The sequence below is a fragment of the Opitutus sp. GAS368 genome, from assembly GCF_900104925.1.
Lineage (GTDB): Bacteria > Verrucomicrobiota > Verrucomicrobiia > Opitutales > Opitutaceae > Lacunisphaera.
Map to the genome: position 1 here is coordinate 3,740,122 of NZ_LT629735.1, position 19,468 is coordinate 3,759,589.

The window sequence follows — 19,468 nt, forward strand, 5'->3', positions numbered from 1 at the left end:
AGATGAAAACCCTCCCGCTCAACCCGACCGAAAACCAGTCGCCCGAATCTTTGCGGGCGTTCCTGACGCAGTGTGGCGCGCTCGCCCGGGAGGCCGGCCGGCCGCAACTCGTCAGCATCAGCCTCGCCGTCGACCACCTCGACCCGCTGGCGGTGCTGGAATCCATCTTCGAGCCGTCGGAGCTGCACTTCTACGCCGAGCGTCCCGCGCAGGGTTTTGCGGTGGCCGGGGCGGAGGCGGTGCTGGAGTTCACGGCGACGGGACCGGACCGCTTCACGACTGCGCGCGACCACATCGCCCGGGTGCTGGCTGACACTATCGCCGTCGGCCCCCTCGACGAGCCGTTCGCCGGCCCGCATTTCTTCTTTGCCAACAGCTTCGCCCACGAGTCGCCGGCGGGCGCCTCCTTTCCGGCCCTGCGGCTGTTCGTGCCCCGCTGGCAGGTGGCTCGCATGGGCGACAGCACCGTGGCTGTCGCCAACCTGCTCATCACGGCCGACGCCCCGGTCGACCTGATCGCGGCGAAGGTCTGGAAGGCGCATGCCAAGTTCCGGGCCTTCGATTACCGTGGTGCCCAACGCAATGACCGGCCGTCCGCGCCCAAGCATGCCGAGGAGATCGGCGGGGAGGGCAGCTATCAGCAAGGGGTGGCGCAGGCCCTGCAGGAGATCGCGCGCGGAGCCTACCAGAAGGTCGTGTTGGCCCGGGCCCGGCGGCTCACGACCACCGAGGAATTTCATCCGCTGGGTGTGCTCAACCACCTGCGGCAGCACTATCCCGCCTGCTACGCCTTCTCGATCGCGAACGGCCGCGGCCAGAGCTTCATCGGCGCCAGTCCCGAGCGGCTGGTGCGCGTGGCCGGAGGGCGGATGCACACCGAGGCGCTCGCGGGCTCGGCCCCGCGCGGCGACTCGGCCAGCGAGGACGCCGCCTTTGCCCGGGCGCTGCTGCTGAGTGAAAAGGACCAGCGGGAGCACCGGCTGGTCCTCGAGTCGATCGCGCGGCGCGTGGCCGACTTGGACCTGAAGCTGGAGCATGCCGGCCAGCCGCGCGTGCTCGGTCTCGCCAACGTGCAGCACCTGCACCTGCCGATCAGCGCCACGCTGCCGGCGGGTGTGCACATCCTCGATCTGGTGGCCCGGTTGCATCCGACCCCGGCCGTGGGCGGCACGCCGCGGGAACCGGCGGTTGCGGCCATTGCACGGCTCGAGCCGTTTGCGCGCGGGCTTTACGCCGGACCGCAGGGTTGGGTGGACCACCGCGGCGGCGGCGAGTTCTTTGTCGGCATCAGGTCGGCGCTGGTGGACGGCCGGTCGGCGACGGTCTACGCCGGGGCCGGCATTGTGGCCGGATCGTCCCCGGAGAAGGAATTTGCCGAAACCGAGTTGAAGTTCAAAGCTCTCATCGAAGCCCTGACCAACAGCTGACCGATTCAAAAACCACGAATGAACATGAATGGACGCGAAGTGGAGAATGAGAAGAGGGTGCTCGGATGGGATTCCTTCCAGAAATTAGTGTTCATTAGTGTCCATTAGTGGTTTCCCTGTCTTGGTCATGCACGCTCTCGATTACCGCAACCCGAACAGCCTCTGGGGCAGCGTGCTGGTCGAGACGCTGCACCGGCTGGGCTTGCGCGAGGTGGTGATCTCGCCCGGCTCGCGCTCGACGCCGCTGACCATGGCGTTTGCCCGGCATCCGGGCATCGAGGCGATCCCGGTGCTCGATGAGCGTTCCGCGGCGTTCTTCGCGCTGGGACTCGCCCGGCAGCATCAGCGTCCGGTGGCGCTGCTGTGCACCAGCGGCACGGCGGGGGCCAATTATTTTCCGGCGGTCATCGAGGCGCAGGAGAGCGGCGTGCCGCTGCTCGTCCTCACCGCCGACCGTCCGCCCGAGATGCGCGAGTGCCGCTCGGGTCAGACGATCGACCAGCAGAAGCTCTACGGCAGCCACGTGAACTTCTACCACGAATTCGCCGTGCCGCAGGCGTCCCTACCCATGCTGCGCTATCTGCGGCAGACCACGGCGCACGCCTGGGAGCGGACCCAGTGGCCGTCTTCCGGTCCGGTGCACTTGAATGCCCCGTTTCGCGACCCGTTGCCGCCGATCGAGGACGGCCAGACCGGCGGACTGCGCGACGAACTCGATGAGCAGAAATTCTTCGTCGCACTCAAGCCCCGGCGGAAGCAGGAATCGCGCCTGACTGAGTCGATCCGTTTGGGCGGCCGCGGTGTCATCGTCGCCGGGCAAGTGCGCACGGGCAATCCGGCCGCGTATGCCCGCACGGTCGGGAAACTGGCGCGCAAGCTCGGCTGGCCAGTGCTGGCCGACGCCCTGTCGCCGCTCCGGCACCACGCGCGCCTCGTGCCGGGTTTGGTGACGACCTACGATTGCATCGCGCGCTCGGAAGCGCTGGCGGGGCAACTGCGCCCGGACCGTGTGCTTTGCCTGCACGACTGGCCGACCAGCAAGGCGCTGCGGCAATGGCTGCAGGCGGGCGACGCGGAAGTCACCCTTGTGCGGAGGGACGGCCAGAATCCCGATGCGCTCCACAGCCGCACAACGCTGGTCCGGGCCTCGGTCGAGTCACTGGCGGCCGCCATCCGGCCCGGGCGCAAGCCGCGCGGCTGGCTGGACGCCTGGCTGAAAACCGACCGGCGTCTGGCCCGCGGTTTGGCCCGCGAGCTGGCCGCGACGGAGGGACTCTTCGAAGGGCGGGCGAGTGGGTTGCTCCCCGGCCTGCTGCCCAAGGGCACGCCGCTGTTCGTGGCGAACAGCATGCCGGTGCGCGATCTCGAGTATTTCTGCCCGGCCAACAACCGCGGTTTGACCGTGCATTGCAACCGCGGGGCCAACGGCATCGACGGCACGCTCTCCACCGCGCTCGGGCTCGCGCACGGCAACAGGCCGGCGGTGCTGCTGACCGGCGACCTGGCGCTGCTGCATGACACGAACGGGTTTCTCACCGGGCCCAAGTTCAAGGGCAGCCTGACGGTCGTGCTCATCAACAACGACGGGGGCGGAATTTTCGGGCACCTGCCCGTCGCCCAGTTCAACCCGCCGTTCGAGGAGTTCTTCGCCACGCCCCAGCAGGCTGATTTCCGGAAGCTTTGCGCGGCCTATGGCTGCAGCCACAGCGCCGTGCGGGACTGGAAGCATTTCGCGCAACTGCTGGCGAGGCGGCCGGCCCGCGGGGTGCGCGTGCTCGAGGTCCGGACTGATCGGAAGCGTGATGCGGCCACGCGGCGGCGGATCTTCGCGCAGCTGGCCGGCTAGGGCAGGGGCAGGTGGATGTTGAAGGTCGTGCCGGCCCTTGTGCTGGTGAAATCGATCGCGCCGTGGTGGGCCTCGATGACCGCCTTGGCGATCGCGAGGCCAAGGCCGGTCCCGCCGGTCTTGCCATGACTGACAAAGGGCTCGAAAAGGGTGGAGCGGATCTCCCGCGGCACGCCCGGCCCGTTGTCGGTGACGGTGATGTGGCACTGGTGCCTGAGTCTGCGCGCGGCCACGGTGATGCGGCCGCCCGGGCGCGGGCCAATCGCCTCGCGGGCATTGTTGACGAGGTTCTGGAGGACGCGCAGGACCCGGTCGGCGTCGAGCGGCAGCTCGAGCGCGGTGGGCTTGACCTGGAGCTTCAACCCGGCCCGGCCGAGCGGGGCGACATTGATTTCCTGCAGGTGGGAGAAAACGTCCGCGAGTCGCGTGACGCGGAGGCGCAGGCGGGTCTCGCCGCGGGCGAAGTCGAGCACCTCCTCGACCATGCCGCCCAGGCGGGCGACCTGGCGGAGGATCATGGCGCAGAGTTCCTGGGTCTCCGGCTTGCGATCGCGCTTGGCCAGCAGCTCGGTGGCGAGCTTGATGGTGGAGAACGGCCCGCGGAAATCATGGACCATGCTGTTGGCCATCTCGCCAATCAGGGTGATCTTTTCCTTGCGCACCACCTCGGTGACATAGCGTTCGTTGGTCGCGCGCAGGTTTTCACTGACATGGCTGAAGAGGCGCAGGACGGTGTGCCAGGAAGTTTGGGAAAGCAGGCGCAGGAATGGCTTCTGCGCGATCCGTCCGAGCTGGACGGGGCCATCGGCGACGGCGGCGGTGCTGCGGGCGGAGCCATCCAGGACGCCGAGCTCGCCGAAGTAGTCATCCGGGCCCTTGTAAGCGATGACCTGGCTGGCGCCGCCGGGAGCGAGCTTGGTCAGCGCGACGCGGCCGCTGAGCACGAGATAAATACAGTTGGAGGGACTGTCCTCCTGGAAGATGACGGCCTGGTGCGGAAAACGGACGTGGCGCACTTCCTTGGCGAGCAGGGCTCCCTGCGCGGCCGGGAAATGGCTGATGAAGCGATGCGAGCGGACATCCATGGCAATGGGACACAGCAAGGCAGGCCGCGGCGCGATGGGCAAGCTGCTAGAGCTGGATGGGCAGGCCGACCTCGATGATCTGCATTGGCGGCAGGCGGTAGTAGTCGCGCACGGGGCGGGCGTTGCGGCTGAGCAGCGCATAGAGGCGTTTCTGCCACTGCCACATCTTCGTATCGCCGTCGGTGATGATCATCTCGCGGTTGAAATAGTAGGTGGCCTCGTTGAGCTTCACTGGCACGCCGGCCGCGCGCACCTGTTCCATGAGGTGTTCGACGTCCGGCGATTCCATGTAGCCGTAGCGGGCGATGGCGCGCCAGACCCCGTTGCCGGAGCCGATCTCACGCACCTCCAGCCGCTCGTCCGCGGGCACAGCCGGCACCTCGTCGGTCACGACGCTGAGCAGGACGACGGTCTCGTGCAGCACCTTGTTGGCCTTGACGTGGTGGAGCAACACCAGAGGCGTGCCGGTCGGGTTGCCCGCCATGAACACCGCGGTGCCGCGCACGCGGGCGATGCGGTCCGAACTGGCCACGCTGGAGAGCTCGTCCTCCGTGATCTCGTTGGCGTAAATGCGACGGAAGATCTCGTCCTTGCCTCTCTTCCACGTGTGCATGATCGCGATGATGCCGAGGGCGACGAAGATGGGGAACCAGCCGCCGTCGGTGAACTTGTGGATGTTCGAGGCGAAGAGGGGCACGTCCACGAGCAGGAACGACCCGCAGAGCAGCGCGGCGGTCCACGCCGGCCAGCGCCAGTGCTTGCGCAGCACCGTGTAGAACGCGAGGGTCGTGACCACCATGGTGCCGGTGACGGCGATACCGTAGGCGGCGGCGAGCCGGTCGCTGGAGCCGAAGGTCAGCACGACATAGATCGAACCGAAGGCCAGCAGGCCGTTGACCAGGGGCAGGTAAATCTGGCCGGACTGGTCGGGGTTGGTGTAGGTGATCTTCAGGCGCGGGAAATAGCCGAGTTGGATCGCCTGGCGGGTGAGCGAATAGGTGCCGGTGATCATCGCCTGGCTGGCGATGATGGCGGCCACGATCGAGAGCAGGGTCAACGCCAGCCGGGGCGCCCCTTCGGGCACGAGCGCAAAGAAAGTGTGCGAGGTGGTGTCACCCGGATGGGCGAGCACCCGGGCGCCCTGGCCAAAGTAGTTCAGGATGAGCGCGGGCCACGCACAGAAATACCAGGCCCGGGCAATGTGCTTCCGGCCGAAGTGGCCCATGTCGGCGTAGAGCGCCTCGGCGCCGGTGATGGCGAGCACGACCGAGCCGAGCAGTGCCGTTGCCTGGCCCGGGTGATCGGCCAGCAAGCGCAGACCGAACAGAGGATTGAGGGCTTCGACGACTTGAGGCGCATCCTTGATGTGCCATGCACCCAATCCGCCGATGACGAGAAACCAGACGAGCATCGTGGGCCCGAAGATGCCGCCGATGGCCTTGGTGCCCTTGAACTGGAACGCGAAAAGCCCGGCCAAGACCACCGCCGAGATGAAAGGCACCTTGTGGGCGAAGCTGGGGTCGAAGGTGTTCAGGCCTTCCACGGCGCCCAGCACCGAGATGGCCGGTGTGATGATGCCGTCACCATAGAGCAGGGCGGCGCCAAACAGGATGAGCAGCGTCATCGTGCCGATGCCTTGGGCGGTCCGGGTCCGGTCGCCGTGGCTCAAGGCCAGCAGGGCAAAGATTCCGCCTTCGCCGCGATTGTCGGCCCGGGTGACAAAGACCAGGTATTTCCCCACCACGACCAGGAGCATGGCCCAGAAAACCAAGGACAACGCGCCCAGCACGCCGGCCGAACGCTCGACCGAGGGCAAATAATTCAGGCATTCGCGCAATGCGTAAAGGGGGCTGGTGCCGATGTCGCCGAAAACGACGCCGAGGGCGCCGAGCGTCAGGCCGGCGGTCGCGGTGGCTTTTCCTGCTGTGCCCGTGACTTGCATAAAGTGGGAGAATGTTGGGCCGGGGGGCCGGCTGAGCCAGCAGTTTCAGGCGGGGCAGGCATATTGCTTGACCTCTTTTGGTAAAAAGGACGCGGCCCGCAAAAACGGTTGCCGCCCAAGGCTTTTGGCGCAGCCTGTCGGCATGTCCATCGCGTGGAAAACCGCCAAGAAATACGACGATATTCTTTACCACAAGGCAGCCGGCATGGCCCGGATCACGATCAACCGGCCCGACAAACGCAACGCCTTCCGCCCGCAAACCGTGGCCGAGATGCACGAGGCGCTGCTCGACGCTCGCGAGGACCAGACGATCGGCGTGGTTTTCCTGACCGGCGCCGGTCCGGCCAAGGACGGCAAGTATGCGTTTTGCGCCGGCGGCGACCAATCCGTGCGCGGCCACGGCGGTTACATCGACGGCAAAGGCGTGCCACGCCTCAATGTGCTCGAGGTGCAGAAGCTCATCCGCTCGATGCCCAAGGTCGTGATTGCGCTTGTCGCCGGCTACGCGATCGGCGGCGGCCACGTGTTGCATGTCATGTGCGACCTCACCATCGCGGCCGAGAACGCCATTTTCGGCCAGGTCGGTCCCAAGATGGGCAGCTTCGACGGCGGCTTTGGTTCCAGTTACCTGGCGCGCATGGTCGGCCAGAAGAAAGCCCGGGAAATCTGGTTCCTCTGCCGCCAATACAACGCGACCGAGGCGCTCGAGATGGGTCTCGTGAACAAGGTTGTGCCAGTGCAGGACCTCGAGGCCGAGGGTGTGGCGTGGGCGCAGGAAATCCTGCAGCGCAGCCCGCTGGCCATCCGGTGTCTCAAGGCCGCGTTCAACGCCGAACTCGACGGCCAGAGCGGCATCCAGGAACTCGCGGGCAACGCCACCATGCTTTACTACATGACCGAGGAGGCGAAGGAGTTCATGACGGCCCAGCAGGAAAAACGGAAGCCGAAGGCCGGGCAATTCCCGTGGCTACCGTAAGTGCGGCTGGCTGATCAGCCGCTGCCCTTCGTAGCAGCATCCGTCGACCACACGACCAGCCAACCGCTGTCCTTGTCGACGTAGGCGATGGTGGAAGCGGTGGCGCCGGAGGCGTCGGCATGTTCAGCGACTTGGGCGGGCCCGGACTGCGGCGCAGCCGGCCGATTCACAAAGAAGGCAATGGCCAGGGCGGCCGCGGCGGCGAACGGTGCGCTGAACCAGATGATCGGGGCCAACGGCCGTTTCCGGGTGGGTTTGGCGGCTGCACCGGACAGCTGGGCCCGCAGGGTACGCCATTCTGTGTCGACATCGGGCACGGCGACATTGGCGGCGTCAGTTTTCAGAAAAGCCGCGGCTTCCCCAAGGTTGGCGCGCAATTGCTGGCAAGCAGGACAGGCGGCGACATGCACCGAGAGGGTGGCGTGCTGCGCCGGGGGCAGCACGCCGTCCCGTTCGGCGAGAATCAGGGATTCGATGTCGCGGCAGTTCATGACACAGGTCCCGGCAAAGTTCAGCGGCCCCGGCCGTAGCCCATGCGCCGGTCGTCGCGGTCATAACGGTCGCGGCGGTCATCACGATCATAGCGGTCGTGGCGTTCGTAGCGGACATCGCGTTCGTAGGCGACCCAGACTCGGTCGGTGCGGTAGGCGTAGTGGCCGTCAACATAGCGGCGGAACTCGCAGCCAGAGTAGCTGCGTTCGATGATCCAGCAGCCGGGTACCCAGACTTTCACGCTGACTTCCTTCCAATAGCCATCGGCGCAACGATCGTCGCGGTCGTTGACGATCACGGTCGTGGAGCGGGCCGGATAGCCGTCGTAGTGGTTGTTTTCGTTGAGGGCGGCGCCGATGATGAGTCCACCGATGAGCCCGCCGAAAACGGCGAGACCCTTGTCACTGGCTTGGGCCGGCTTGGGCGCGAGGGAGAGAGCGGTAACGGCGATGAGAGCGAGAGCGGTGATTTTGGTTTTCATAAGTCCTCCAAGGTTGGGTTCATTCCTTGGGACGAAACTCACCGGGCGTTTATTCAATCGTTGTGAGAGAAATCGTAAGTTATTGGTCGTCAGCTTTATTTGCCGACTAATATCACGGCGTAAACTTCTCCCTTTTTGCCGGTGGAGGAGCCGCCGAGCACGGTGATGCCGCCGCGCTGCAGCACATACTCGTGCCGGACTGAACCCCAACGCACCTTGAGCAACACGGTTTTCCCATCAGAACTCGCAGTCGCGAGTTCCACCTGCTGGCCTTCGCCCAAAGACAGGGCGCCCTTTGCCGGCACAGCCAAGGAGACGGAATCCTCGCCGAGAAACCGGAAACTTTCAAAACGCAGGATGCGCCGGAGGTTTGGCTCATAGGCGGCGAGGCGGCGATCGGATTCGCCGCTTTCATTGGACGCGGAAATGAGGATGCCGCGCACGGCGACCGATTCGGCCGAGCGAGCGACGGAGAACAGTCCGGCAAGACTGGCGAGCATGAGAATGAGGCGGATGGTCTTCATGGTTTGGCTCCTGGTTTTTGCGCCAGCAAGCGGCGCGCGTGATAAAGTCGGGACATGACCGTGCCGGTCGGGATGGAGGTGGCTTGGGCGATCTCCTCGTAAGAAAGGCCCTCGACCTCGCGCAAGGCAAGCACGGCGCGCAGCTTCGGCGGCAGGGCCTCGATGGCGGCTTGGAGCACGGCCTGGCGCTCGCGGCTTTCCGCCTGTTTGCCGGCGTCATCGGTTGTCGCGGGCTCGGGGGCGGCCTCCGCAGTTTCGTCGCCGAGATCGAACGGCAGGAAACGGTCAAACCAGCGGCGCCGCTTGCGCAGATGGTCGAGTGCCCGCCGGGTGGCGATGGGATGCAGCCAGGTGCTGAAGCGGGCTTCGCCGCGGAATTTCGGCAGTTCGCGCCAGACGGTAAGCCAGATTTCCTGACAGACGTCCCGCGCGTCCGCATCGTGGCGGACGATGGCGTAGACGAGGCGAAAGGTCCGTTCATAGTGGCTGCGCATGATGACGCCGAAGGCCGGCTCGTCGCCCGTTTGCGCGCGCCGCAGCAACTCGGGATCGGGATCGGGCTGGGGCGGCTGCGTGTTGGGCACGGGGGCGGACAGACAGGTGAATGGTCAGGACGGTTCCGTCCCGGGCAGGATGAGGCTGGCGTCGAACGGCAGGTCCACATGGATGAGGCTGCGGTTGAGCACGGTGGGATCGGGCCGGCGCAGGCAGAATCCATAACCGTCGCCGAGCGCGACGTGGCTCTGGGCGTTTTCGTCCAACAGCGGGTGGTAGAAAAGCCGGCCCGCCCGGGCGAGCGAGGTATCCTCGGCGACAATGGCGACTTCGCCCAGCCGGCGGGCGCCTTCGTCAGTATCAAGCAGCTGCTTCAACAGGTCCGCCCCGGTGCGGGCCTGCGCGGCCGTGACCCGGCCGCGTTTGAACTCAAGTTCGATGCCGCTGATCACGGCTCCACCGTAACTGATCGGGCGCGAAATGCGCACCGTGCCTTCGGCGGAGTCCCGGTGCGGGGCCGTGAAGACCTCTTCGGTGGGCAGGTTCGCGACGAATGATGTGCCGGATTGGGTGGTGAGCTGGGCGGTTCGCCAGATGTGTCCGGGGGGCAGCGTGACCGTGAGGTCGGTGCCTTCGCCCTTGTAGCGCAATGACGTCAATTGCCGTGCGTTCAGCGCGTCGCGGCGCTGGCGGAGCAGGCGCAAATGAACCTGCCAGGCGGCGAACGGAGCCGGTTCGTTCACCCGGGTTGCGGTGAAGACCTCCTGCCAGAGCGCCGCGAGCCGCTGCTCCGACGGCAAGTCCGCATAAACCGCCTGGGCCCAGGCCGGGCTTGGGGCAGGGGCGACAGTCCAGTTGGTCGCACCCTGCACCAGCTGCTGGGCGACCGGCCCGAAGTGTTCCCAGCCGATGCGGCGCAACTCGGCGACGCGCCCGGCCGGCAGGCCGTCGAGCAGCCGCGGTTGGCTGCTTTGGAGGAAGAGCAGGGCGTCGCCCCGCCGCACACCGTCCGCCAGGCGCCGCGCATTGTTGCCGGCCAGCTGCGCGAAGCCGCGCCAGTCGGCCTTCTCGGCAAATTCGCGCAGCCGCGGGCCATCGCCCCAGATCACCTCGGCATCGGCGGCGGCCGTCTTGATCACGGTTTCGACAATCACCTCCGTGCTGCGCGCCACGCCCTGCAGTTCGTAGGGCTCGGCAATGAGCAGGCGCTGGCCGCGCTGGAGGTTTAGGCCCACCCGCACAATGACCTCGGCGAAGGCATGCAGGCGCGGCTCAAAATCAGGCAGCATGCCGAGACTGAGACAGAAATCGCGAAATCACGGAAGGGCGAATCACGGCCCGGTGAGTTGGAAATGTGCGGCGATCTGCCGGGCGGCTGCACCGGGAGGGGCGGTTCCGGTGTCGATGAGCAGGTCGGTGCGCGGGATGAGCGGCGAGGCAAAGGTGCCGCGGTCGCGCAGCCGCCGGTAGAGGGCGACGTCGGTGAGCTTCTTGAACCGCCGGCGTTGCTTCGAGCCGATCCGCTCCTCAATGGCGGTTTCACTCGCCGTCAGGCCGATGGACAGCAGCTGCACCCCGCGGCACGGCAGTTCGGTGAACAGCCAGTCGATGAACGCCTGCGGGACGGTGTTCTCGGGATTGAAGGTGAAGATGAGGCGCGCCCGGTCCGGCCGGGGGAACTGCGCGAAGAAGTCCCGCCAGAGCCGGTCGCGCCGCGCCACGAATTCCGGTGTGCCGAACGGGTGCTGCCGGAGCACCTCGTCCACCACCAGGTGGTTGTGGTAGAGCTCGAAGCCGGTGAGCGCAGCGAGCTCCCCGGCCACCGTATATTTGCCGGCGGCCACCGGGCCGTGCAGGAAGACGAGGTGCAGGCTCATCCGGATTGCACTTCCAGCAGGATGGCGTCGTTCAGGTAATTTCGCAGATAGCCGTAGGTCACCGTGCCGTAACCGCCCTGGCCCCACTGCGGCCCCCAGGAATTCTTGAAGAGAAACACCGCGTCCTCGATCCGTCCCGTCGGGCATTTGTAGCCGACGATGGTGACGGCATGGCCGCCGCCCGACTGGGGCTTCTGGCCGCTCAGGTAACCGGTGCGGATGGACCGGTAATTGGGCCAGGCCATGCCGACCGGGATCGGCACGCCGGCGTTCAAGGCCTGGACGAGGTTGTTGATGAGTGTCGCGGAATCGCGGCCTGGCAGGCGGTGCACGAAGACGCGCTGGTGACGTTTCGCTTCCTCGATCACGGCGGGCGGCGGGTTCTCGATGGCGTTGATCTTCGAGCCGAACTTGTTCGGCATGGTGGTTTGCAGGGGTATGCCGTAGGCGCGCAGCGCCTCGACGACTTCGCTCAGGGCGAAACCTTCATCGGCGTCCTCGGCCGCCTCGCCTCCGGTCGTGCCGCTGGGCGGCGGGATGTGCTGCACGGTCTGCCGCGCGGCCCAGATAAGGTATTCCTCCGAGAACCGGTCCACGCGGCCGGTAAGCTCGGCGTTTTGGAACTCCAGCGCGCTGACCACGGCGAAAATCGCGCAGCTCGGGCGATGACCCTGGTCTTTCACCCCCAGGTCGAGCTGCAGGAATTTTGGCCGCAAATCGACCTCGGTCTGCGGTTCCGTCGGATGCCCGAATTGCTGCAGGAGCCATTCGAAACGGGAAGAAGACTTTTTCGCCGTGGCATGGGCCACGACCGCCGGCTTGGAGGGTGCCGCGGTCTCCTCCGGCGCCGCGGCGGAGGGATTGTAGTGAAACCGCGCCTGCCACTCGGGCGCGAGATCGCGCAGCCCGATGGACACCATGCCGCCGGTGTGGGTGATGACGAGCGTGCGGGCGTTGACTGAACGGATGACGACCTGATGGTAGGTCGTGTTGCCGACTGGCAGGTCGCCGAGCCGCGTGCCTGGGGCGAGGATCTCGTCGGCCGCAAGACTGTCCAAGATGGTCAGCAGGAAGGCACCGGCCAGATACAGCGGGACAAATCGGTTTAAGCAGGGCATGCGGGACAGATTCACGTTGGGCAACCGGCCCGGGCGCGCAAGAGTGGGACGACCGTGCGGGAAATATGCGGCCCGGAACGGAAGAGCAGAACCACGCTAGCGCAGGAGGTGGAACGAATCGAGGAAGTGGAGGGCTTCCGGGCTGCTCTCGGTGCCCGACGAGGATAGATACATGATCTGGTAAAGCCGGTGGTCGACCAGGTAGCAGCGCACCCGGGCGCTGAGTTTGTCCTTCGAGTTGTCCAGGATGTATTCCCAGCCCGATACATCGCCCAGCTTGTGTTCCACCTTGGAGCGGATGACGCCGTTCATGCTGCTCACCACGTTCTGGATGATGCCCTCATAACTTTTCGCCAGATCCAGCTTCTGGGCGGGGTCGTAATCGTTGTAACTCAGGATGCAGGCCTGGGCGCCATCCGCCGACTCATGCGTCAGCATGTGCAGGACGGTTTTCCCGAGCTTGGACTCGGTGGTCGAGTCGGAGCGTTTGACCGGGGACGGAAGGTCCACGGTAAACCGCCCGGGGTTGTCGACAATAATCTCGGCGCGGATGGGTCCGGCCCACAGCAGCCCGAGCGTGCAAATCAATCCGACCCAATGCCGGTTGCGTTTCATGGGCGGAAAGCAATCACACGGGGGGATGCTTGCCAAGCCCGGAGACCGGGCGGAGCCGGCGGCCTACTTGCCCAGGCTCTGGCGCAGGGCATCCAGCTGGTTGGCGGAACCGAGCAGGACGTTGCGGCTGGCGATGAACTTCGCGTATTCCTCGATGAAGATCTTGCCCGGCGGGCGGAAGTCGAATTCCTTGGGATTGTCGCGGAAGAACTCGCGGTGGACGCGGGTCCAGACGAGGCGGCCGTCGGTGTCGATGTTGATTTTGGTGACGCCGAGCTTGGCGGCGGGAAGGTATTCGTTCACGTCGACGCCCATCGAGCCGGCGATCTGACCGCCGGCGGCGTTGATGCGGGCGACCTCGTCCTGCGGGACGGAGGACGAGCCGTGCATGACCAGCGGGAAGCCGGGCAGGAGGGCCTTGATCTTGGTGAGCACGTCGAAGTGGAGCGACTGCTTGCCCTTGAACTTGAAGGCGCCGTGCGAGGTGCCGATGGCGCAGGCGAGAGAGTCGCAACCGGTCTGGGTGACGAAGTCCTTGGCCTCGTCCGGATTGGTGAGCATCGCATGCCCTTCATCGACCTTGATGTCCTCCTCGACGCCGCCGAGCATGCCGAGCTCGGCTTCGACGGAGATGCCCTTGGCGTGCGCCTTGTCGACGACCCGCTTGGTGATCTCGACGTTCCTGGCGAACGGGTCGTGGGAGGCATCGATCATCACGGAGCTGAAGAAGCCGGAATTGATGCAATCGTAGCAGGTCTCCTCATCGCCGTGGTCGAGGTGCACCGCAAAGATGGCCTCGGGGAAGATCTCGCTGGCCGCGCGGATGATGGCCTCGAGCATGCGTTTGTCGGTGTATTTGCGCGCGCCCTTGGAAATCTGGATGATGAAGGGAGCCTTCGACGCGATGGCGCCCTTGAACAAGCCCATGGCCTGCTCGGCATTGTTGATGTTGTAGGCCCCGACGGCGTATTTCCCGTAGGCGTGTTTGAAGAGCTGCGCAGTGGTGACGATCATGGGAGATGGAGGGAGGGAACACTTAGCGCCGGCAGGAAAGCTGCCACAAGCCTATTGTTGGGCAGGGGTGTCATAGGGGGCATCTTCTGGAGGGGCGGGACTATCAGTCCCGCGGGATATCAGTTTCGCTGCTCCAGATTCGCGGGACTGATAGTCCCGCCTCCAGGGAATCACCGCGGCGGGAATTCGAACTCCGCCTTGTCCTGCTTCTGCGAGAGCACGAGGTAGGCGCTGAACTTGTTGCCGCGCTTGGAGACAAAATTTTCGATGAGGTCGGAGCGGCCGTCTTCCAGCAGCTTGCGCACCTGCTCGACCGGGATGTCGATTTCGCACAGCTTCTTGGAGAGCTTGAAGACCTGGCGGTTGTCCTGGTCGGGCTTGCGGACATAGTAGGCGTCGCCGAGCTCCACCAGCTGGCCCGCGGGCGATTTGCTTTCGCCGAGCACGGTGGCCTTGGAGAGGTCGGCCTTGGCCCGCGCCTTGCGGACGACCGGGTTGCCGTCCTTGTCGAGCTTCGGCGCGCGCGGCGGAAACTCCCAGGAGAACTTGCCGCCGTCGCGCTTGAGGAAGGCGCTGAAGGGCCGGCCTTTCTTCGAGATGAAATTCTCGATCAGGTCCGTCTTGCCCTCGCCGACGAGCTTGATGGCCTGCTCGGGCGGGATCTGCTTCTGGCACATGATGCGGCCGACGCGGAAGGTCTGCTCCCAGGTGCCGTCGGGCTTTTTCTCGCGGACGATGAAGCTGCTGCCGCTCTCGCAGATCTCGGCGCCGGTCTTCGGGTCGGTCCAGAAGGGCGTGAGCGTGGCGATGTCCACCTTGTCCCCGAAGTCGAAGGCGGTCTTCCATTTCCTGGTGGTGACGTCCTTCTTGGTTGCCTTGTCCTTCTTCGTCTCCTCGACCACCTCCAGCTTGAGCACGGCGGAGAAGCGGTTGCGGGTCTTGTTGGAAATGAAGCCGTCGAGCGGACCGACCGCGCGCTGCTCGACCAGGGTCCGGACCTCGGATTCCTCCAGCCGGCGGCCGCCGACGATCTTGTAGACCATCAGCGCGCCGTCCTGCGACTTGTAGCCGCGGAGGGTTTCCTTCAGCGGCTTGTTGTCGGTCGGCGAAATGATGTCGGTTACGCGGGCGACGGAGTCGTCCTCCTCGAAGCCTTTCACGCGCTCCACGATGCCCTTCGTCTCCTTGACGATCTCGGCCATGAACTTCTCGCGGGAATACTTGTTGTGCTCCATCTCGCGGAGGTGGAACTCCCACTCGCCGGTCATGGCGGGGCTGGTGAGGTTGTCGACCTTGACGGCGCCGAGGAACTGGAAGAGCTGCTCGGCCTTGGTCGAGGGGACGAGTTCGCGCTGGTTGCGGTCGAGATACTTCTGGTTCACCAGGCCCTCGATGGTGTCGGCGCGCGTGGCCGGCGTGCCCAGGCCGCGTTCCTTCATCGCCTCGGCGAGTTCCTCGTCGTCCACCAGCTTGCCGGCGCCTTCCATGGCGGAGAGCAGCGTGGCTTCCGTGTAGCGCGGTGGCGGACGGGTGCTTTCCTCGTGCAAGGTGGCGTCGAGGGTCCTGGCCTTGGCCTTGTCCTGGGGGGAAAGCGCGGGCAGGGCCTTCGAATCGGGCGAGTCCTCGTCGACGGTGTTCTTGCCGTAAACCGCGAGCCAGCCGGGCGCCGTGAGCACCTTGCCTTCGGTCTTGAAGGCGTGGCCGGCGACCGTGCTGATGCGGGTCGTGATGTCGAACTCCGCCACCGGGTGGAACGTGGCGACGAAGCGCCGGGCGATCATGTCGAACAGCTTGGCCTCGGCCTCGTCGAGGTGCTTGGCCTCGTGCTGGGTCGGGATGATGGCGAAGTGGTCGGAGACCTGCGCGTTGTTGAAGATGCGCTTGTTCGGCTGGACCCAGCCCGACTCGAGCACGCGCTCGGCGTGCGGCTTGAGGTCGCCGTGCAGGTTGCCGAGCGTCTGGCGGACGAGCGGGATGTAATCCTCCGGCAGCGCGCGCGAGTCGGTGCGGGGGTAGGTGATCATCTTGTGCCGCTCGTAAAGGGCCTGGGCGATCTGGAGCGTGCGCTTGGCCGGGAAACCGAAGCGGCCGTTGGCCTCGCGCTGCAGGGTGGTCAGGTCATAGAGGCGCGGCGGGGCGGAGGTGCTGCCTTTCTTTTCCTCGGTGACGCTGGCGACCGGCTGGCCCGAGCAGGCGGCGACGATGGCCTCGGCGGTCTGCTTGACCCAGAGGCGGTCAATGCGGTCGTGCTCGTCGTCGTTCTTCTTGAAATCCGGCCGCTGGTAGCTGCCCTCGTAGCTGCCCTTGGTGATGCCGAAGTTGGCGGTGATGCGCCAGTAGCCGCGCGGCTTGAAATTGCGGATCTCGAGCTCGCGGTTGTAGACGATGGCGAGGGTGGGGGTCTGGACGCGGCCGACGGAGGCGACGTTGCCGGCGCGGGAGCCGAACATGCGCTTGGTCAGGGCGCGGGTGCCGTTGATGCCGATGAGCCAGTCGCTCTCGCTGCGGCAGCGGGCGGCGTCGGCCAGACCCTGCATTTGCGCGGCGCTGCGGAGATGCTTGAAGGCCTCGTTGATGCCCTCGTTGGTCATCGAGGACATCCAGAGCCGCTGGAAGGGCTTTTTGCACTTCGTCAGCTGGTATATATAGGTGAAGATCAGCTCGCCCTCGCGGCCGGCGTCGCAAGCATTGATGACGGTCGTCACGTCCTTGCGGGCCAGCAGCTTCTTGAGCTGGCCGAAGCGCTCCTTGCCCTCGGGCAGGGGCTGCAGCTCGAATTCCTCCGGGATGATGGGCAGGGTCTCGAGGCGCCAGAAACCGTATTTCTTCTTGTCGATGTCCTCCGGCATCTGGAGCCCGACCAGATGGCCGACCGCCGACGAAATCACGTATTCGTCGTTCTCGTAATGATCGCCCTTCTTCGGGATTTTGCCGAGCGCGCGCGCCAGATCGGCGGCGACGGAGGGCTTCTCGGCAATGATGAGACACTTCATGCGGGGGACGAGCCGTTAGCCGGCCCCCGGAGAATTTCAAGCAATACTTTTAAAGTGAATGCGGTTCGGCTTGGTGCAGGCCGGGCTTTAGGCCCGACAAAAACGATGAGTGTCGGGGATAAACCCCGGCCTACAAAACTAAGAATTGCGCCCCTTACTTCACGCCCAATTCCGCCAGCGACGCATCGAGCGCCTTGAGCAGCGCGGCGATGGTCTCGTCAGTCTCGTCGCCCATGTTCGAGATGCGGAAGGTCTTGCCCTTGAGTTTGCCGTAGCCGCCGTCGATCACGAGGTGATGCTTCGACTTCAGGAGTTTGTTCAATGCGGCGAGATCGACATTGAGCGTGTTGGCGAAGCAGTTGAGCGTGACCGAGCCGTAGCCTTCCTTCGGGAACAGCTTGAAGCCCTTGGCGAACGCCCAGTCGCGGACTTTCTGGTTCAGGCGGACGTGGCGGGCGTAGCGGTTCTCCAGGCCCTCGGCGGCGAAGTCCTCGAGCTTGGACTTGAGCGCGTAGATGAGCGGGATGACCGGCGTGCTCGGGGTCATGCCGCCTTCGTGGTTCTTCTGGAACTCGAGGAAGTCGAAATAATAGCCGCGGCCGGTGATGGTGGCGGCCTTGGCGAGGGCGCGCTTGGAGACCGAGAAGATCGACAGGCCCGGCGGCATGGCGAAAGCCTTCTGCGAACCGGTGATCATGACGTCGATGCCGAGCTCATCCTTCTTGATCGGCAGAGCGCTGCAGGAGCTGATGGTGTCGACGATGCTGGTGACGTCCGGGAAGTCGCGCAGTACCGCCATGAGCGCGGGCAGGTCGCTCATGCAGCCGCAGGAGGTCTCGTTGTGGATGAGCGTGACGGCGTCGTATTCGCCGGTGGCGAGCGCGGCGCGCAAGGCGGCCGGGTCGACGGGCTGGCCCCACTCGGCCTTGAGCGCGCCGGCGGCCAGGCCGCAGCGCTGGGCGACGTCGAGCCACTTGTCGGAGAAGGCGCCGTTCATGCAGCAGAGCACCTTTTTCTTCACGACATTCCGCAGCGAACCCTCCATCACGCCCCAGGCGCTGCTGGTGCTGAGGTAGACCGGGTCCTTGGTGGAGAAAACCGCCTGCAGCTGCGGCGTGAGCGACTGGTAGAGCGCGACGAAATCCGTGCTGCGGTGGCCGATCATGGGCTGCGCCATCGCGCGCAAGGTTTTCTCCGAGACGGCGATCGGGCCGGGAATGAAAAGTTTGTAGCTCATGTCGGGTGATGAAGCCGGTGTTGCATGTGGCAAAACCAATGGCTAGCACTGACTCACAACCGCCACCTTCGTCGCGTCAAAGCCAATTTGCTCATGCCCAACCGCTGGTTCCGTCATAAAGCCGATGAATTCGAGCAGTTCGCGATCGATGTCATCATGGGGCGGCGCGAGGGGACGCTGGCGGCGCTGTTCGGAGCGTTCCTCCAGCTGTGCTCGTATCTCTTCAGCGGCATTGTGCAGCTCCGGCTCTGGCTCTACCGCAACCGCATCCTGCGCGACCAGCCGCTCGGCTGCCTCGTGGTAGTGGTCGGCAACCTGACCGTCGGCGGCACGGGCAAGACGCCCGTCGTGGAAATGTTCGCCAAGGCCCTGCGCGACCGCGGCCGCAAGGTCGCCATCCTTTCCCGCGGCTACAAGAGCAAGGCCCCGCCGCTGTGGCAGAAGTGGTGGTTCTGGCTCAACCACACCGCGGAGCCGCCGCCGCGCATCGTCAGCGACGGCGCGAAGGTGCTGCTCGATTCCGAGGTGGCCGGCGACGAGCCGTTCATGCTGGCGCGCAACCTGCCCGGGGTGGTCGTGCTCGTGGACAAGAACCGCGTGAAGGCCGGCGCCTTCGCCATCAAGGAATTCGGCTGCGACACGCTCGTGCTCGACGACGGCTTCCAATACCTGCCGCTGAAGGGCCGGCTCAACCTGCTGCTGGTCGACAAGACGAACCCGTTTGGCAACGGCTTCCTGTTGCCGCGCGGCATCCTGCGCGAGCCGGTGAAGCACCTGCAGCGCGCTTCCTACGTGTTCCTCACGAAGTCGAAGGGCGTGCGCGACGAGGAGCTGGAGGCGATGATCGCGAAGTTCAATCCGACGGCGGAAATCATCGAGTGCGCCCACAAGCCGCAATACCTCCAGCGCATCGATACGGGCGAACGGCTGCCGCTCACGGCGCTGGCCGGCCGCCGGGTCGGCGCGCTCAGCGGCATCGCGGCACCGGAGAGCTTCGAGGCGTTCCTGCGGGAAACGGGTGCCAAGCTCGTCTACACGCGCCGGTTCCTCGACCACTACCGCTTCACCCACGAGGATCTGGGCGACGTCTTCAGCGAGGCGGAGGAGGCCGGCGTCGAGATCATGGTCACGACCGAGAAGGACGCCGTGCGCATCGAGGCGGGGGAGAAGTTCCCCATGCCCTGCTACTACCTCCGGCTCGAGATCGAGATTTTGCGCGGGGCGGCGGACTTCCAGGAGGCGGTCGGCAAGATCTGCTTCCCGCGGGGCGAGCCCGCCATCGCCTCGAATCCGCCGGTGTGAGGTAGGGCGAATCCTCCGGATGAGCCGCGGCTCGTCGGGACGAC

The 19,468-nt window shown here is 65.5% G+C and carries 17 protein-coding genes; 4 read left to right on the plus strand and 13 right to left on the minus strand.

Annotated elements, in window-relative coordinates; all coding sequences use genetic code 11:
* The first annotated feature begins 2 nt into the window (after positions 1-2).
* Both BLU29_RS15855 and menD read left to right on the plus strand, forming a co-directional pair.
* Positions 3-1,427, plus strand: coding sequence for an isochorismate synthase (locus BLU29_RS15855; RefSeq protein WP_091059958.1), 1,425 nt, complete (start codon positions 3-5; stop codon positions 1,425-1,427).
* A 127-nt stretch (positions 1,428-1,554) separates the two neighbouring features.
* A complete protein-coding gene (gene menD, locus BLU29_RS15860) occupies positions 1,555-3,273 on the plus strand; it encodes a 2-succinyl-5-enolpyruvyl-6-hydroxy-3-cyclohexene-1-carboxylic-acid synthase (RefSeq protein WP_091059961.1) in 1,719 nt (572 codons plus the stop codon).
* On the opposite strand, the gene BLU29_RS15865 is transcribed toward menD, so the two are convergent.
* Positions 3,270-4,358, minus strand: coding sequence for an ATP-binding protein (locus tag BLU29_RS15865; protein WP_172830285.1), 1,089 nt, complete (start codon positions 4,356-4,358; stop codon positions 3,270-3,272). The two genes, menD and BLU29_RS15865, sit on opposite strands and share 4 nt — an antisense overlap.
* 46 nt (positions 4,359-4,404) lie before the next feature.
* Positions 4,405-6,300: a KUP/HAK/KT family potassium transporter gene (locus BLU29_RS15870; protein ID WP_091059965.1), complete on the minus strand. Its 1,896-nt coding sequence runs from the start codon at positions 6,298-6,300 to the stop codon at positions 4,405-4,407.
* Between the two features lie 142 nt (positions 6,301-6,442).
* Here BLU29_RS15870 and menB point away from each other — a divergent pair, with 142 nt between their 5' ends.
* The gene (gene menB, locus BLU29_RS15875; protein ID WP_091061213.1) at positions 6,443-7,276 is read left to right on the plus strand and encodes a 1,4-dihydroxy-2-naphthoyl-CoA synthase; all 834 of its coding nucleotides are present in this window, start codon (positions 6,443-6,445) and stop codon (positions 7,274-7,276) included.
* Between the two features lie 14 nt (positions 7,277-7,290).
* Here the strand turns inward: menB and BLU29_RS15880 are convergent, their stop codons facing one another.
* The 11 genes from BLU29_RS15880 to BLU29_RS15930 form a co-directional block, all read right to left on the minus strand.
* A complete protein-coding gene (locus BLU29_RS15880; protein WP_091059968.1) occupies positions 7,291-7,767 on the minus strand; it encodes a zf-HC2 domain-containing protein in 477 nt (158 codons plus the stop codon).
* 20 nt (positions 7,768-7,787) lie between these two features.
* Positions 7,788-8,249, minus strand: coding sequence for a hypothetical protein (locus tag BLU29_RS15885; RefSeq protein WP_091059971.1), 462 nt, complete (start codon positions 8,247-8,249; stop codon positions 7,788-7,790).
* Positions 8,250-8,344: 95 nt separating this feature from the next.
* Positions 8,345-8,773, minus strand: coding sequence for a hypothetical protein (locus BLU29_RS15890; RefSeq protein WP_091059973.1), 429 nt, complete (start codon positions 8,771-8,773; stop codon positions 8,345-8,347).
* Positions 8,770-9,357, minus strand: a complete 588-nt coding sequence (locus tag BLU29_RS15895; protein ID WP_157693936.1) for a sigma-70 family RNA polymerase sigma factor — start codon at positions 9,355-9,357, stop codon at positions 8,770-8,772. Before BLU29_RS15895 ends, BLU29_RS15890 begins: the two co-directional genes overlap by 4 nt.
* 24 nt (positions 9,358-9,381) lie before the next feature.
* Complete coding sequence (locus BLU29_RS15900; RefSeq protein WP_091059978.1) at positions 9,382-10,557, minus strand: aminopeptidase; 1,176 nt, start codon at positions 10,555-10,557, stop codon at positions 9,382-9,384.
* A 42-nt stretch (positions 10,558-10,599) separates the two neighbouring features.
* A complete protein-coding gene (locus BLU29_RS15905; protein WP_091059980.1) occupies positions 10,600-11,145 on the minus strand; it encodes a hypothetical protein in 546 nt (181 codons plus the stop codon).
* Positions 11,142-12,263, minus strand: a complete 1,122-nt coding sequence (locus BLU29_RS15910; protein WP_157693937.1) for a C1 family peptidase — start codon at positions 12,261-12,263, stop codon at positions 11,142-11,144. The genes BLU29_RS15905 and BLU29_RS15910 overlap by 4 nt, the downstream gene beginning before the upstream one ends.
* A gap of 96 nt (positions 12,264-12,359) precedes the next feature.
* Positions 12,360-12,878 carry a hypothetical protein gene (locus BLU29_RS15915; protein ID WP_157693938.1) on the minus strand — a complete coding sequence of 173 codons (519 nt, stop codon included), beginning with the start codon at positions 12,876-12,878 and terminating at the stop codon, positions 12,360-12,362.
* A gap of 63 nt (positions 12,879-12,941) precedes the next feature.
* Positions 12,942-13,892: a ketose-bisphosphate aldolase gene (locus tag BLU29_RS15920; RefSeq protein ID WP_091059984.1), complete on the minus strand. Its 951-nt coding sequence runs from the start codon at positions 13,890-13,892 to the stop codon at positions 12,942-12,944.
* Positions 13,893-14,062: 170 nt separating this feature from the next.
* Positions 14,063-16,885, minus strand: a complete 2,823-nt coding sequence (locus BLU29_RS15925) for a type IA DNA topoisomerase (RefSeq protein ID WP_091059986.1) — start codon at positions 16,883-16,885, stop codon at positions 14,063-14,065.
* A 154-nt stretch (positions 16,886-17,039) separates the two neighbouring features.
* Positions 17,040-18,122, minus strand: a complete 1,083-nt coding sequence (locus tag BLU29_RS15930; protein ID WP_091059988.1) for an alanine--glyoxylate aminotransferase family protein — start codon at positions 18,120-18,122, stop codon at positions 17,040-17,042.
* A gap of 93 nt (positions 18,123-18,215) precedes the next feature.
* Between BLU29_RS15930 and lpxK the strand changes: the two genes are divergently transcribed.
* The gene (gene lpxK / locus BLU29_RS15935) at positions 18,216-19,424 is read left to right on the plus strand and encodes a tetraacyldisaccharide 4'-kinase (protein ID WP_091059990.1); all 1,209 of its coding nucleotides are present in this window, start codon (positions 18,216-18,218) and stop codon (positions 19,422-19,424) included.
* Positions 19,425-19,468 lie beyond the last annotated feature (44 nt).

Excerpts from the sequence above, each read along its gene's own strand:
- lpxK (WP_091059990.1), top strand. The coding sequence starts at position 18,216 with ATGCCCAACCGCTGGTTCCGTCATAAAGCCGATGAATTCGAGCAGTTC.
- BLU29_RS15920 (WP_091059984.1), bottom strand. The coding sequence starts at position 13,892 with ATGATCGTCACCACTGCGCAGCTCTTCAAACACGCCTACGGGAAATAC.
- BLU29_RS15905 (WP_091059980.1), bottom strand. The coding sequence starts at position 11,145 with ATGAGCCTGCACCTCGTCTTCCTGCACGGCCCGGTGGCCGCCGGCAAA.
- menD (WP_091059961.1), top strand. The coding sequence starts at position 1,555 with ATGCACGCTCTCGATTACCGCAACCCGAACAGCCTCTGGGGCAGCGTG.
- BLU29_RS15910 (WP_157693937.1), bottom strand. The coding sequence starts at position 12,263 with ATGCCCTGCTTAAACCGATTTGTCCCGCTGTATCTGGCCGGTGCCTTC.
- BLU29_RS15915 (WP_157693938.1), bottom strand. The coding sequence starts at position 12,878 with ATGAAACGCAACCGGCATTGGGTCGGATTGATTTGCACGCTCGGGCTG.
- BLU29_RS15890 (WP_091059973.1), bottom strand. The coding sequence starts at position 8,773 with ATGAAGACCATCCGCCTCATTCTCATGCTCGCCAGTCTTGCCGGACTG.
- BLU29_RS15870 (WP_091059965.1), bottom strand. The coding sequence starts at position 6,300 with ATGCAAGTCACGGGCACAGCAGGAAAAGCCACCGCGACCGCCGGCCTG.
- menB (WP_091061213.1), top strand. The coding sequence starts at position 6,443 with ATGTCCATCGCGTGGAAAACCGCCAAGAAATACGACGATATTCTTTAC.
- BLU29_RS15855 (WP_091059958.1), top strand. The coding sequence starts at position 3 with ATGAAAACCCTCCCGCTCAACCCGACCGAAAACCAGTCGCCCGAATCT.
- BLU29_RS15930 (WP_091059988.1), bottom strand. The coding sequence starts at position 18,122 with ATGAGCTACAAACTTTTCATTCCCGGCCCGATCGCCGTCTCGGAGAAA.
- BLU29_RS15925 (WP_091059986.1), bottom strand. The coding sequence starts at position 16,885 with ATGAAGTGTCTCATCATTGCCGAGAAGCCCTCCGTCGCCGCCGATCTG.
- BLU29_RS15865 (WP_172830285.1), bottom strand. The coding sequence starts at position 4,358 with ATGGATGTCCGCTCGCATCGCTTCATCAGCCATTTCCCGGCCGCGCAG.
- BLU29_RS15900 (WP_091059978.1), bottom strand. The coding sequence starts at position 10,557 with ATGCTGCCTGATTTTGAGCCGCGCCTGCATGCCTTCGCCGAGGTCATT.
- BLU29_RS15880 (WP_091059968.1), bottom strand. The coding sequence starts at position 7,767 with ATGAACTGCCGCGACATCGAATCCCTGATTCTCGCCGAACGGGACGGC.
- BLU29_RS15885 (WP_091059971.1), bottom strand. The coding sequence starts at position 8,249 with ATGAAAACCAAAATCACCGCTCTCGCTCTCATCGCCGTTACCGCTCTC.